12 protein-coding genes are annotated in these 13,786 nt (G+C 66.9%); 6 read left to right on the top strand and 6 right to left on the bottom strand.

All coding sequences use genetic code 11. The annotated features are described in order from the left end of the window. The first annotated feature begins 2 nt into the window (after positions 1 to 2). The 3 genes from V9K91_RS07690 to V9K91_RS07680 all read left to right on the top strand — a co-directional run bounded on the left by V9K91_RS07690 (position 3) and on the right by V9K91_RS07680 (position 3,345). Positions 3 to 704: a response regulator transcription factor gene (locus tag V9K91_RS07690; protein ID WP_095364415.1), complete on the top strand. Its 702-nt coding sequence runs from the start codon at positions 3 to 5 to the stop codon at positions 702 to 704. Then, complete coding sequence (locus V9K91_RS07685; RefSeq protein ID WP_095364416.1) at positions 691 to 1,980, top strand: HAMP domain-containing sensor histidine kinase; 1,290 nt, start codon at positions 691 to 693, stop codon at positions 1,978 to 1,980. Before V9K91_RS07690 ends, V9K91_RS07685 begins: the two co-directional genes overlap by 14 nt. 114 nt (positions 1,981 to 2,094) lie before the next feature. Next, the gene (locus V9K91_RS07680; RefSeq protein ID WP_336443222.1) at positions 2,095 to 3,345 is read left to right on the top strand and encodes a DUF819 family protein; all 1,251 of its coding nucleotides are present in this window, start codon (positions 2,095 to 2,097) and stop codon (positions 3,343 to 3,345) included. 304 nt (positions 3,346 to 3,649) lie between these two features. Here the strand turns inward: V9K91_RS07680 and V9K91_RS07675 are convergent, their stop codons facing one another. After that, entirely contained in the window at positions 3,650 to 3,874 is a 225-nt protein-coding gene (locus V9K91_RS07675; RefSeq protein ID WP_068853636.1) for a CstA-like transporter-associated (seleno)protein, read from the bottom strand. Next, on the bottom strand, positions 3,874 to 5,955 hold the full coding sequence (locus V9K91_RS07670) for a carbon starvation CstA family protein (RefSeq protein ID WP_095364418.1): 2,082 nt from the start codon (positions 5,953 to 5,955) through the stop codon (positions 3,874 to 3,876). Before V9K91_RS07670 ends, V9K91_RS07675 begins: the two co-directional genes overlap by 1 nt. A gap of 203 nt (positions 5,956 to 6,158) precedes the next feature. Between V9K91_RS07670 and V9K91_RS07665 the strand changes: the two genes are divergently transcribed. Further along, complete coding sequence (locus V9K91_RS07665; RefSeq protein WP_336443223.1) at positions 6,159 to 7,010, top strand: pirin family protein; 852 nt, start codon at positions 6,159 to 6,161, stop codon at positions 7,008 to 7,010. Positions 7,011 to 7,081: 71 nt separating this feature from the next. Here the strand turns inward: V9K91_RS07665 and V9K91_RS07660 are convergent, their stop codons facing one another. From V9K91_RS07660 to V9K91_RS07645, 4 genes are all read right to left on the bottom strand, one after another. Next, the gene (locus V9K91_RS07660; RefSeq protein ID WP_336443224.1) at positions 7,082 to 7,543 is read right to left on the bottom strand and encodes a hypothetical protein; all 462 of its coding nucleotides are present in this window, start codon (positions 7,541 to 7,543) and stop codon (positions 7,082 to 7,084) included. A 195-nt stretch (positions 7,544 to 7,738) separates the two neighbouring features. Next, positions 7,739 to 8,467 carry an aquaporin Z gene (aqpZ, locus tag V9K91_RS07655; protein ID WP_283938958.1) on the bottom strand — a complete coding sequence of 243 codons (729 nt, stop codon included), beginning with the start codon at positions 8,465 to 8,467 and terminating at the stop codon, positions 7,739 to 7,741. Between the two features lie 64 nt (positions 8,468 to 8,531). Next, positions 8,532 to 9,392, bottom strand: coding sequence for a pirin family protein (locus V9K91_RS07650; RefSeq protein ID WP_336443225.1), 861 nt, complete (start codon positions 9,390 to 9,392; stop codon positions 8,532 to 8,534). 564 nt (positions 9,393 to 9,956) lie between these two features. Next, positions 9,957 to 12,020, bottom strand: coding sequence for a 3-hydroxyacyl-CoA dehydrogenase NAD-binding domain-containing protein (locus V9K91_RS07645; protein WP_336443226.1), 2,064 nt, complete (start codon positions 12,018 to 12,020; stop codon positions 9,957 to 9,959). Between the two features lie 236 nt (positions 12,021 to 12,256). Between V9K91_RS07645 and rpoE the strand changes: the two genes are divergently transcribed. After that, positions 12,257 to 12,877, top strand: a complete 621-nt coding sequence (gene rpoE, locus V9K91_RS07640) for an RNA polymerase sigma factor RpoE (RefSeq protein ID WP_068853630.1) — start codon at positions 12,257 to 12,259, stop codon at positions 12,875 to 12,877. An 8-nt stretch (positions 12,878 to 12,885) separates the two neighbouring features. Next, positions 12,886 to 13,707 carry a sigma-E factor negative regulatory protein gene (locus V9K91_RS07635; protein ID WP_336443227.1) on the top strand — a complete coding sequence of 274 codons (822 nt, stop codon included), beginning with the start codon at positions 12,886 to 12,888 and terminating at the stop codon, positions 13,705 to 13,707. Positions 13,708 to 13,786: the final 79 nt, after the last annotated feature.

The raw sequence follows: 13,786 nt of genomic DNA, 5'->3' as shown, positions 1-13,786 counted from the left end.
GCATGCGGCTCCTGGTCATCGAAGACAACCGTCAACTGGTCGCCAACCTGTTCGAGTATTTCGAAGCGCGTGGCCATGTCCTCGACGTCGCCCCCGATGGCGTCACCGGCCTGCACCTGGCCGCCACCCAGAACTACGACGCGCTGATCCTGGACTGGATGCTGCCGCGCATGGAGGGCCCTGACGTGCTGCGCCGCCTGCGTGTCGAGCACGGCTCCGAAGTGCCGGTGATCATGCTCACCGCGCGCGACGAACTGCCCGACAAGATCGCCGGCTTCCGCGCCGGCGCCGACGACTACCTGACCAAGCCGTTCGCCCTGCCGGAACTGGAAGTCCGGCTGGAAGCGCTGCGCGTGCGCGCGCAGGGGCGCAACCCGCGCAAGGTGCTGGAAGTAGCCGATCTCACCCTGGACCTGGCCACGCTGGAGGCACAGCGCGACGGCCAGGCCCTGCACCTGTACCCGGCCTGCCGCAAGCTGCTTGAAGTGCTGATGCGCGCCAGCCCGGCGGCGGTCACCCGCCAGCAGCTGGAGTTCGCGCTGTGGGGCGATGAGCTGCCCGATGGCGACCTGCTGCGTTCCCACATCTACGAACTGCGCCGCAGCGTGGACGGCCCGTTCCAGCGCAAGCTCATCCATACCCTGCCGCGCGTGGGGTACCGCCTGGGTGCACCGGCCACCGAAGGCCACGATGAAACTGCGTAAACCCGCGCCGCTGCACCGGCGGCTGGTCTGGTGGCTGCTGGGCTACCTCGCGTTGATCTCGCTGGCGGTATTCAGCGTGGGTAACTACGTGCACGAACACGCCGAGCATTCGGCGTGGCGCGCGCTGCTGAACTCCGAACTGGACAGCATCGTCAGCCACATCGAACACGAACCGCACTACCGCTGGCAGGACTCGGACACGCTGCGGCTGTTCACCGTCGATGACAGTCCCGAGGTTCCGCCGATCCTGCGCACCCTGCATCCGGGCCTGCACGACGGCGTGGAAATCGCCGGCCGCGCCAGCGCGGTGATGGTGCGCGACACCGCCGGGCAGGGGCGGCTTGCACTGGTGCTGGACATCAACGACTTCCACGACCTGGAAGAATTCGCCACCCGCTGGGTGATGCTGGCCAGCGTGGTGATGATCGTAGTGACGGTGGTGATGGCCTCGTTCGGCGTCAGCCGCCTGGTGAGCCCGCTGCGCTCACTGGCCCGGCATATCGACGGTCTCAAGCCCGGCGTGCCCGGCCAGCGCGTCGAAGTCGACCCGCGCGGCAGCTCCGAGCTGTACGTCATCGCCGCCGCGCTCAACGACTACCTGGCCCGCAACGAACAGTTCGTCGAGCGCGAACGGGTGTTCATCAGCACCGCCAGCCACGAACTGCGCACCCCCATCGCCGTGATCACCGGCGCCGCCGAACTGGCGCTGGAGCAGCCCGCGCTGCCCGACCGTGCGCGCCAGCAGATGCAGCGCGTGCACCGCACCGCCCAGGGCGTGGAGCAGCTGATCCAGCTGCTGCTGGTGCTCGCGCGCGAACCGGCGCGCCTGGCCGCGTTGAAGGAACGCATCCCGCTGGACCAGCTGGTGCCGGACATCATCGAAGACCACCGCCACCTGATGGGCGACAAGGACCTGCAGATCGCCGTGCAGGGCCTGGCCAACGTGGACATCATCGCGCCGCTCGGCGTGGTCCAGGCCGCGATCGGCAACCTGCTGCGCAACGCCATCGAAAACAGTGGCCGCGGCACCATCACCATCAACGTATCCGACCGTGCCGTGGTCACCCTGCAGGACCCTGGCGAAGGCATGAGCCCCGAAGAAATCGCCGCGGTTTACGCACGCATGGCCCGCGGTGACCGCAACGGACAGAGCGGCATCGGCCTCGAACTGATCGCCCGCCTGTGCGAACACCTCGGCTGGGCACTCACCATCGAACAGAGCGAACCGCGCGGTACCCGCGTCATCCTCGATCTGAGCGCATCGCTGCCGGCGTAGGCGTGGCAGTACGCGGCAGCGCAACGTGGCATGCGGTGAAGACAGTGTTAAGCTCAAAAGGGCGTCGCATCATGCGGCGCTTTTTTTTTGCCCTTTCGATCGACAGAGGATCGCATGCCGACCGAACCCAGTACTGCTCTCATCACCAACGACATCGTTGGCCTTGGCCTGATCGCCGCCACCCTGGCCCTGATTTTCTGGGCCGCCAGCGGCCCGACCCCCCTGCTGAAGAAAATCTTCGCCTGGGTGCCCGCCCTGCTGCTGTGCTACTTCATCCCGGCCATCTACAACACCGCAGGCCTCATCGACGGCCACGACACCGCCCTCTACAACCCCATCGCCCGCGACGTGCTGCTGCCCGCCGCCCTGGTGCTGGTCACCCTTTCCATCGACCTCAAGGGCATCCTCAAGCTCGGCCCCAAGCTGCTCATCGTGTTCTGCGCCGGCACCTTCGGCATCATGCTCGGCGCCGTGGTGTCGTTCCAGCTGATGTCCTGGATCCACCCCGAGACCGTCGCCGGCGATACCTGGGCCGGCATGGCCGCACTGGCCGGCAGCTGGATCGGTGGCGGCGCCAACATGGTCGCCATGCGCGAAGTATTCGGCACCGACGCCACCACCTTCGGCCAGTTCGCCGTCGTCGACGTCGCCTGCGCCAGCCTGTGGATGGCCGTCCTCCTGTTCCTGGCCAACCGCGCCACCCAGATCGACACCCGCAACGGCGCCGACACCCGCGCCATCGACGAAATGAAAGCGCGCATCAGTGCCTATGAGGCCCAGAACGCCCGCATTCCCAGCCTCACCGACCTCATGCTGATCGTCGGCGTCGCCCTCGGCGGCGTCGGCCTGGCCCACGCCATCGCCGCCCCCCTGAGCGCCTGGTTCAAAGCCCACATCAGCTGGGCCAGCCAGTTCAGCCTCGACAGCGCCTTCGTCTGGGTGGTCCTGCTCTCCACGTTGCTCGGCCTGGGCCTGAGCTTCACCCGCGCACGCCGGCTCGAATCGGCCGGCGCATCCCGTCTGGGCACCGTGTTCCTGTACTTCCTGATCGCCTGCATCGGCATGCAGATGGACCTGCTGTCCCTGCTGGATCGCCCATGGCTGTTCCTGCTCGGCGTGATCTGGATGCTCACCCACATCCTCGTCCTGTGGACCGTCGCCAAGCTGGTCAAAGCGCCCCTGTTCTTCTTCGGCATCGGCTCGATGGGCAACATCGGCGCAGCGGCATCGGCACCGGTGGTGGCAGCGGCATTCCATCCCAGCCTGGCGCCGGTGGGAGTGCTCCTCGGAACAGTCGGATACGCCACGGGAACTGGTCTGGCATACGTAACCGGCTTGATTCTTAAATGGATGGCCGGAGCATAACGACGCCATCAGCATCGGGAAGGCCGGCCAACGGCCGGCGCTACCGCTTTTCCGCTCCGTCATCACGGAACTGTGGATGGCGGGGCGGCGGTGGGGGTGCGGGACTGTAGAAAACATGGATGTTTTCTACAAGCCCCCATGGATGGGTTTACGGCGTGTCCCGCACCCCCACCGCCGTCCCGCCATAGCCGATATCAAATCAGAGCCAAAGAAAAGGCGGCGCAGATGCGCCGCCTTTTCGTTTCTAGAAGCCGTCTCGACCAACGGTCGAGACCTAACGTTCAACAGCGCGATAGCGCCAATGTCAGCAGCATCGCCCCCCATTGCGGCCGCCGTAACGCGCTTCCTGACGCTCGCGGAAGAACGTTTTGTAGTCCATCGGCGTGCGGTCCGGATGCTTCTCCAGCACGTGCCGCACGTAGTTGTCGTAATCGGGAATCCCGCAGCACAGACGTGCCGTCTGCACCAGGCGCCGCCAGATGCGGCGGTGCGCCTGGTACTGCCCGACCGGAACCAGACCCGTGCTCATCACAGGTCCGCCATCTGGTGCGGCTGCAGCGCCACGTATTCCGTCTCACGGTCCGTGCGCTGCGGCGTACGGCGTGCCACCACGATCGTCTTGATCGCATAGGCCAGGATCGAGAACACCACGAACAGGAACAGCACCGTCAGACCCGTGTTCACGTACGCGTTCACCACGATCTGCTGCATCTGCCCCACCGTCTTGGCCGGCGCCGTGATCGTCCCGCTCGCAATCGCATCCTGGAACTTGTGCGCCTGCGCCAGGAAGCCCTGCGCCGGATTGCTGTCGAAGATCTTGATCAGCCCCGCATACGTCGTGCAGATCAGCAGCCATACCGCCGGCACCGCCGTCACCCACGCATAGCGGTCACGCTTCATCTTGAACAGCACCACCGTACCCAGCATCAGCGCGATACCCGCCAGCATCTGGTTCGAGATGCCGAACAGCGGCCACAACGTCTGGATGCCACCGAACGGATCCACCACGCCCGTGTACAGCAGGTAGCCCCACAGCGCCACGCAGCCCGCCGTCGCGATGATGTTCGCCGTCCACGACTCGGTCTTCTTCAGCGCCGGGATGAAGTTGCCCAGCAGGTCCTGCAGCATGAATCGGCCCGCACGCGTACCCGCATCCACCGCCGTCAGGATGAACAGTGCCTCGAACAGGATCGCGAAGTGGTACCAGAACGCCATCATCGCGTTGCTGCCACTCGGGATCGCCTGGTGCAGGATCTGCGCGATACCCACCGCCAGCGTCGGCGCGCCACCCGCACGGTGCAGGATCGTCGGCTCGCCAATCGCCGCCGCCGTCGCCTCCAGCTGCTCCGGCGTGATCGTGAAGCCCCACGTCGTGGTGATGTAGTGTGCCGCCGAGACCGCATCGGCACCGATCACCGCCGCCGGGCTGTTCATCGCGAAGTAGATGCCCGGATCGATGATCGATGCCGCCACCAGCGCCATCACCGCCACGAAAGATTCCATCAGCATGCCGCCGTAACCGATGTAGCGCATGTGGCGCTCATTGGCCAGCAGCTTCGGCGTCGTGCCCGACGCGATCAGCGCATGGAAGCCCGACACCGCACCGCACGCAATGGTGATGAACAGGAACGGGAACATCCCGCCCTTCCACACCGGACCATCGCCGCTGGCCGCGAACTGCGTCAGCGCCGGCATCTTCAGCTCCGGCATCACGATCAGGATGCCGATGGCCAGCGCCACGATCGTGCCGATCTTCAGGAACGTCGACAGGTAATCGCGCGGGGCCAGCAGCAGCCACACCGGCAGCACCGACGCCACGAAGCCGTAACCGATCAGCATCCAGGTGATCTGGATCCCGGTGAAGGTGAAGGCCGGGCCCCAGACCGGGTCCGCCGCCACCTTGCCGCCGTACCAGATCGCCAGCAGCAGCAGGATCAACCCCACCACCGAAATTTCGCCGATCTTGCCCGGCCGGATGTAGCGCATGTAGATGCCCATCAGGATCGCGATGGGCATCGTCGCAATCACCGTGAACATGCCCCAAGGGCTTTCCGCCAGTGCCTTCACCACCACCATCGCCAGCACCGCCAGGATGATGATCATGATCAGGAACGCGCCGAATAGCGCGATCGTCCCGGGCACCTGGCCCATTTCCTCGCGCACCAGGTCACCCAGTGAACGCCCGTTGCGGCGGCTGGAAATGAACAGGATCATGAAGTCCTGCACCGCGCCGGCCAGCACCACGCCCACCACCAGCCACAGCAGGCCGGGCAGGTAGCCCATCTGCGCCGCCAGCACCGGGCCCACCAGCGGCCCCGCACCGGCGATGGCCGCGAAGTGGTGGCCGAACAGCACGTGCTTGTTGGTCGGCACGTAATCCAGGCCATCGTTGTTGATCACCGCGGGCGTGGCCCGGGTGGGATCCAGCTGCATCACCTTGTCGGCGATGAACAGGCTGTAGAAGCGATAGGCAATGAGATAGATGGAGACTGCGGCGACCACGATCCACAGCGCGTTGATGTGTTCGCCCCGCCGCAATGCGACGGTGCCAAGACAGAATGCGCCGAGCAGCGCGAGCGCCGCCCAACCCAGCTTGGAAAAACCTTTCATGAGATTGCGTCTCCCTGAAGAACTCCGTAAGGGTCCGCCCTGGCAGTGACCGGGTCAATGCGCCTGCGGAGGCTTGCCGCTAGTACTTTGGTCGTACACGGGTACAGAACACCACGCTTGGAACAATCGGTTGCGGGCATGACGGTTGGCGCCTCCGGGGGCTGCGCCCATCTTGTATCCATCTTCCTTTCGCCGGAGTCAACATGAGCAGCCCAACCCCGGTGCGCGTGCAGCGCACCATCCGTGGCATGGCCACCTCCGACGGGGCCGGCGTGCGCCTGACCCGGGTCATCGGTGGCCCCTCGCTGCCGGACCTTGACCCGTTCCTGCTGCTGGATGAATTCGGCACCGACCGCGCCGAGGACTACATCGCCGGCTTCCCCAGCCACCCGCATCGCGGCTTCGAGACCGTGACCTACATGCTCGACGGGCGCATGCGGCACAAGGACAACCACGGCAACGAAGGCCTGCTCACCCCGGGCAGCGTGCAGTGGATGACCGCCGGCCGCGGCCTGGTGCATTCCGAAATGCCCGAGCAGGAATCGGGGCAGATGCGCGGCTTCCAGTTGTGGGTGAACCTGCCGGCGCGCGACAAGATGACCGATCCCAAGTACCAGGAGTTCGCGCCGGACCGCATCCCGCTGGCCCAGCCGGCGCCGGGCGTGCAGGTCAAGGTGATCGCGGGGCAGGTGGGCGACACGGTCGGCCCGATCGTGCAGCCGGCCACCGATCCGCTGTACCTGGATGTGCAGCTGGACGCAGGCACGGCCTGGGACTACGTGCTGCCGGAAGGGCATAACGCGTTCGCCTATGTGTTCGGAGGCGGGCTGACGATTGGAGACGGCGATGACGCGCGTCCGGTCGACCGGCAGGAAATGGCGGTGCTCGATGGCGGCCAACTGCTGCAGCTGCGCGCGGGCGCCGGTGGAGCGCGATTGATCCTGGTCGCCGGGCGGCCGTTGCGGGAGCCGGTGATGCGCCATGGCCCGTTCGTGATGAACACCAGGCAGGAACTGATGCAGGCCTTCGTGGATTTCCAGGAAGGCCGCTTCTGAAACAAGGTAGCGCCGGCCGTTGGCCGGCCCAGGCGATCCGGGTGCCGGCCAACGGCCGGCGCTACCGGGTGTCACCGCTCGGCGGCGACTGCCGACGGATTGAGGTTCATGCCCTGCGACAACGTCTGCAGCGTGCGCAGTTCGCTGGCGTCGCTGGGATACAGCGAAATCTGCGCGTAGCGGTTCTTGTCGAACTTGACCACGGTCATGCGGCGGGTGGCATACCCCGGCGGCTGCTGTCCGCCCAGGTCAGGCTGGTACCAGTACAGCGACTCACCGGCGAAGTTGCCCTTTTCCTGGCGCAGCGGGCGGGGCAGCGGAATATCCGGGTCGCGCCCGGTGAGCATCATGGTCATGACCTCGCGCCCGTCTGCCGCAGTGGCCTTGCAGAGCACGTACGTGGCCGCAGACTGTTCCTGCCATTGCAGGCCGCTGGATTCGGGCAGTGCCGGGCATTTGGCGGCCGATTGCGCCGTGGCGATGCCGGCCGTCAGTGAAAGGCCAAGGAATATCAAGGCGTGCAGGATCTTCATGCGTTCCCCCAAGTGTGCAAGTAGCCGTGCCGTCCCCTGCGGGCGCTTCCGGTGGCCAAGCGTTCCCTGGCCGATGTGCTGCGCATGCCCCATGCGCGTACCGGAAGGACCCGTCAGGTGACGGTCTGGTGATTTCGACCTTAACGGAATGTGACCGGTTCTTCAAATAACCGTTTCAAATGATTCTGAACCCGGTTAGCGGGGTGGGGTGTCTGCGCCGATCCATTTGTAGGCGATCCCGCCGATCAGCCCGCCCAGCAGCGGGGCCAGCCAGAACAGCCACAGCTGGCCAAGCGCGCCGCTGCCGGCGAACACCGCCACGGCAGTGGAGCGGGCCGGGTTCACGGAGGTGTTGGTGACCGGGATGCTGATCAGGTGGATCAGGGTCAAGGCCAGGCCGATGGCGATCGGGGCGAAGCCCGCCGGGGCGCGGCCGTGGGTGGCGCCCATGATGACGACCAGGAACAGGGCGGTGAGCACCACTTCGCACAGGAAGGCGGCGGCGACGCTGTAGCCACCGGGCGAGAGTGCGCCGTATCCGTTGCTGGCGAAGGCACCTGCCTGGCTGCCGTCGATCTGGAAGCCGGGTGCGCCGGAGGCGATCTGCAGCAGGATGAAGCCGGCCAGCAGGCCGCCCAGCACCTGGGCGACGATGTAGGGCAGCAGGTCGCGCGCCGGGAAGCGCCCGCCGACCCACAGGCCGACGCTGACAGCGGGGTTGAAGTGGGCGCCGGAGATGTGGCCGAACGCGTAGGCGCCGGTCAGGACGGTGAGGCCGAAGGCCAGTGCGACGCCGAGGAAGCCGATGCCCAGCGGGTTGCCCTCACCGCCGAATTTCGCTGCGAGGACGGCGCTGCCACAGCCGCCGAGAACCAGCCAGAAGGTGCCGAGGAATTCGGCGGCCAGACGCTTGCCCATGCTCATTGAAGATCTCCACGGATGCCCAGGGGGAATCACGTCGGAAATCGGATGATGCAACGCGCGCGCATTACGCCGGCAGTGGAATGAACTCCTTGTCGTCGCCGGGAATGTTGCCGAAAGCCCCCGATTCCCAATCGTGCTTGGCCTGCTCGATGCGTTCCTTGGAACTGGAGACGAAGTTCCACCAGAGGTGGCGCGGTCCGTCCAGCGGTTCACCACCGAGCAGCATGGCCTTCAACGGGGTCTTGGCGCGCAACCGGCCACGGGCGCCGGCTTCGGGAATGATGAGATGCTGGCCGGGCAGATCGACGCCGTCGAGCTGGGCCTCGCCTTCCAGGATGTAGAGCGCGCGTTCGACGTGGCCGGTATCGAGGTCGAGTTCGGCACCGGGGTCGAGGTCGATGGCGACGTTGAGGGTGTCGGCAAAGACTTTCACGGGGGATTCTTCGCCGTAGGCGCGACCGGCGATGACGCGCAGCCAGGCGCCGTTGCGGCGCTGCTCGGGCAGGGTGGCGGCGGCGTGGTGGTAGAAGGCGGGCGCGGTTTCTTCATACGCCTTCGGCAGTGCGACCCAGGTCTGCATGCCGTGGATGGGGTGGTCGTGTTCGCGCTCGACCGGCGGGGTGCGTTCGGAGTGGGCGATGCCGCGGCCGGCGGTCATCCAGTTGACGTCGCCGGGGCGGATCACCTGGTCGGAGCCGAGGGTATCGCGGTGGCCGATGGCGCCGGACCAGAGGAAGGTGACGGTGGCCAGGCCGATGTGCGGGTGCGGGCGGACGTCGATGCCGGCACCGGCGCCCATGACGGCGGGACCCATCTGGTCGACGAACACGAACGGGCCGACGCTGCGCGCCTGGATGCTGGGCACGGCGCGGCGGACTTCAAGGCCGCCGATGTCATGGACGCGCGGGGCGATGATGGTCGTCATGCGGGCTTTCTCGCTGGCGGGGGACAGGTTGGAAGGATGGCACGCGCGCAGGGCGGTTTCATGGCCCGTTCGGGTAACAGGTTGTTCCAGCCAACCGCAGGTCGCCCGCGTTACATGTTGGTGGGTTGACCTGGATCCGAATGGGCCCGTGGTGGGTTAATCCCGATCCCAATGGGCCCGTATGAATTCGTAGCCCCGGCCGTTGGCCGGACACCGCGCGCAGCGAACACCGTGGTTCATCGCCCGCGACCATCCACCCGACGTTTGGACCATACCGAAATCGTGTTTCAGGCGTTCATGACCCCGGACGGACGGCTTCGGAACGTTTAAACGCCGGGTGGATGGTGGCGATCGTTGCGCAACCGCCTTCGGATGCTTGGGCCGCGCTGCGCGCGGTGTCCGGCCAACGGCCGGGGCTACGAATTGTTACGTAACGTCCGCAGATCGGGATCAACCAACCAGAGGCCAGTGACCGTTATCGGCCCATTGGGATCGGGATCAACCAACCAACGGCAAACAAAAACGCCACCGGGCGGTGGCGTTTCTGTTTTGGTCAATCAACCGTCAGATCACCGGCTCACGCAACACCGCCGCGTCCCAACCCGGGCGCGGGGCAAAACGGTCGCCGTGGCGCTGCTGCAGTACCTTCAGGCGCTCTACCAGCGCATCGGCGCCGGTGGCGCGGATGTACTGGATCGGGCCGCCGCGGAACGGGGCGAAGCCGGTGCCGAAGATGACACCGGCATCGAGCAGGTCGGCGTCAGCCACCACGCCGTCGTGCAGGCAGGCGACCGCTTCGTTGAGCAGCGGCAGGATCAGGCGGTCCTCCAGGTCCTCCGGCGCCTGGTAATTGGCCGGAACGTCCGGCTTCTGGGCGCGGCCGTTTTCCCACTTGTAGATGCCCTGGCCGTCCTTCTTGCCGCGCTTGCCCGGTTCGACGGTCTGCAGGGCAGCGGGGATCTGGAGGCCCAGGAACGGGGCCAGTTCCTTGCCGACGCCGGCGGCGACGTCCAGACCGACGGTGTCGAGCAGTTCGATCGGGCCCATGGGCATGCCGAACTTGACGGCGGCCTTGTCGATGACCGGCCCGGGCACGCCTTCGGCGTAGGCGGTGGCCGCTTCGAGCATGTAGGGGAACAGGACGCGGTTGACCAGGAAGCCGGGGGTGCCGGCGACGGGCACGGGGAACTTGCCGAGGGCCTTGCAGAACGAGGCCAGGCGGCGTTCGGTTTCCGGGGCCATGCCGTCGTGGTGGATGATTTCCACCAGCGGCATCTGGGCGACGGGATTGAAGTAGTGCAGGCCGGCGAACTGGGCCGGGCGCTGGATGTGGTCGCGCAGTTCCACCAGCGGGATGGAGGAGGTGTTGGTGGTCAGCAGGGCGTCGGCCTTCATCTTCGGCTCAAGCGTCTGGTACAGGCCACGCTTGGCTTCGGCATCTTCGATGATGGCTTCGATCACCAGGTCGGCCACGGCAACGCCGTCACCGGCGAGGTCGGCCTTGAGGCGGGCGGCGACGGCGGGGCGCTTGCTCTCGTCGCGCACCTTCTTGGCGAACAGGGCCTGGGCGCGTTCGATGGCCGGGTCGATGAAGCGCTGTTCGCGGTCCTGCAGGGTGACCTCGAAGCCCTTGTAGGCAGACCACGCGGCGATGTCGCCGCCCATCACGCCGGCGCCGACCACGTGCACGTGGCGGATGCCGTGGTCCTTTCCGCCCAGTGCCTTGAGGCGCTCGGTCAGGAAGAAGATGCGGATCAGGTTGCGCGCGGTCGGGGTGCCGGCCAGCTTGACCACGGCGCGGCGTTCGGCGTCCAGGCGGGCCTGGATGCCGCCGCCGCCGGTGCGTGCCCAGGTGTTGATCAGCGCATACGGGGCGGGGTAGTGGTCTTTCCTGGCCTTGCGCGCGACCTGCTTGGCCATCTGCGGGGCGAGCAGCCTGCGCGCCAGCCAGGTGTTGGTGGCCCAGGCGGTCAGGCGTTGTTTGAACGGGCGGGTGGTGCCGGACAGACCCAGTGCGACAGCGGTGTCGAGCAGCACCGCCGGGGCGACGACCTTGTCGACCAGGCCGATGTTGCGGGCAGCCGATGCCGACAGGTTGCGGCCGGTCAGCATCATGTCCATGGCGGCGGGGGCGCCGACAAGCTGCGGCAGGCGCGCGCTGCCACCCCAACCGGGGAAGATGCCGAGCTGGGTTTCGGGCAGGCCGATCCGGGTGGAGGGATCGTTGGAGGCCACGCGGTAGCGGCAGGCCAGCGCCAGCTCGGTGCCGCCGCCCAGGCAGTGGCCATGGATGGCGGCCACGGTCGGGCAGGGCAGCTCGGACAGCTTCTGGTAGGTGGTCTGGCCACGGCGGATGGCGTCGTTGACGGTGCCGCGGCGATCGAATTCCTGGAATTCCTTCAGGTCCGCACCGGCGATGAAGCCGGCCGGCTTGATCGACTGCACCACCACCGCCTTGGGCGGGTCCAGCGCCAGGCGTTCGACCAGGTCGCCCAGTTCCAGCAGCACGTCCTGCGACATCGCATTGACGCTGCTGTCGTGGCGGTCGAGGCTGAGCACCACGACACCATCGTCACGGATCTCGGGGTGCCAATGTGAGAAGCGGAGCCCATCGAAGCCTGAGAGCATGGAGGCGTTCCATCCGGTTGTGTATGGAGAAGGGGGCTATGATCCAGAGGTTGTTTCCTCCCCGTCAAATCCCTATAGCTGGGGGGAGGAGCACCCGGTTCATGGCGGTGGTCTGGAACCTTAACGGAACGGTGGTTAAAAGCTGGTACGGCGCGCGGTGATCGGCGCTGAACTTTTCCCGGGATTGGCAGTCTCATTGCCCGACGTCGGTTGGGCTGACAGGAGTGCGGCCCCCCATGGCCGAGGTTGAAACACCACAGGAGCTGGACCTGGAGCTGGTCCGGCGCGTGCAGCGCGGCGAAAGCGCGGCGTTCGATGTGCTGGTGCGCAAGTACCAGCATCGGATCGTCGCGTTGATCGGGCGCTACATCGCCGACTGGAGTGAATGTCAGGACGTTGCCCAGGATACGTTCGTCCGCGCTTACCGCGCGATCGGCAGTTTCCGCGGCGATGCCCAGTTCTATACCTGGTTGCACCGGATCGCCGTGAATACTGCCAAAAACCATCTAGCCGCCCACAACCGCCGCCCGCCCACCGACGACATCGAGATCGGGGACGCCGAACAGTTCGACAGCGGCACCCGCCTGCGCGATACCGACACGCCCGAACGCGAGTTGATGCGCCAGGAGCTGGAGCAGACGGTGATGAAGGCGGTGTCGGCGTTACCGGAAGAGTTGAGATCGGCCATCACCCTGCGCGAGGTTGAGGGCCTGAGTTACGAAGAAATCGCGCAGAAGATGGGGTGCCCGATCGGCACCGTGCGGTCGCGGATCTTCCGTGCCCGCGAGGCGATCGACACTGAACTTCGGCCGCTGCTGGATGTCGGCAGCGCCACCCGCGAGAAGAGCCGCGTATGAGCCACCAGATGCCTGACAAATTCGATGCCCACCACCGCCAGCAGCTTTCTGCACTGGTGGATGGAGAGCTGCCGCTGGAAGAGGCGCGGTTCCTGCTGCGCCGCCTGGAACACGATGAAGACCTGTCCCGCTGCCAGGAACGCTGGCAGCTGCTGGGCGATGTGCTGCGCGGGCAGGCCTGTGCGCCGGCGCCGCTGGGCTTTGCCGACCGGATCCAAGTCGCTGTTGCGGCCGAGCCGGTAACAGTGGTCGCCGCGACGCCGGCCCCGCGCCAGCGCCGCGGCGGTCTGCTGCGCTGGGGTGGCGGTGCCGCGCTGGCCGCCTCGGTGGCCGCCATCGCACTGTTCATGAGCCGCGAGCAGTTGCCCGGGCAGGCCCCGCTGGAGCAGCCGACCACGATCATCGCCAGCCAGGCGCAGCTGCCGCCGGCACCGCCGCGCGCGCCGCTCAATGCCACCGTGGTGGCCGATGCCGCCCTGGCCGTGGCCGCCGTGCCGGCCGCAGCCGTCAATGCCCGGCGTAGCAGTGCCACCCGCACCCAGCAGGCCGCCGCGCGCAGCGTGGCCGGCCGCAGCGCCGAACCGATGCGTGCGGTGGCCAGCCAGCCGGCGCCGGCCCCGTCGGTGCCAGCCACCGATGCCCGGGCCCTGCCGTTCGGTGAGGTCGGCAACCTGCAGGCCCGGCCGTGGCCGCGCTCGACGGTGGGCAGCAGCGGGGCGCTCAATGCCAACTTCTCCACGCAGGAGCCCCAGGCGGCGTTCTATCCGTTCGAGCCGCGCCTGCAGGATGACGCGTCCGGCGCGCCGCCGGTGCGTCGCCAGCGCGACTGACCTTTGCCTCCATTCCCGACATCCAGGCGCTGCACGCGACGTGCAGCGCCACCCCTTCCCCTGAACATCCCTGACCCGG

Origin of the sequence: Stenotrophomonas sp. CCNWLW57 (assembly GCF_037203925.1) — a bacterium.
GTDB classification, from domain to species: Bacteria; Pseudomonadota; Gammaproteobacteria; order Xanthomonadales; family Xanthomonadaceae; genus Stenotrophomonas; species Stenotrophomonas rhizophila_A.
The sequence above is the reverse complement of the archived record's forward strand: the minus strand, read 5'-3'. Positions and strand labels throughout refer to the sequence as shown.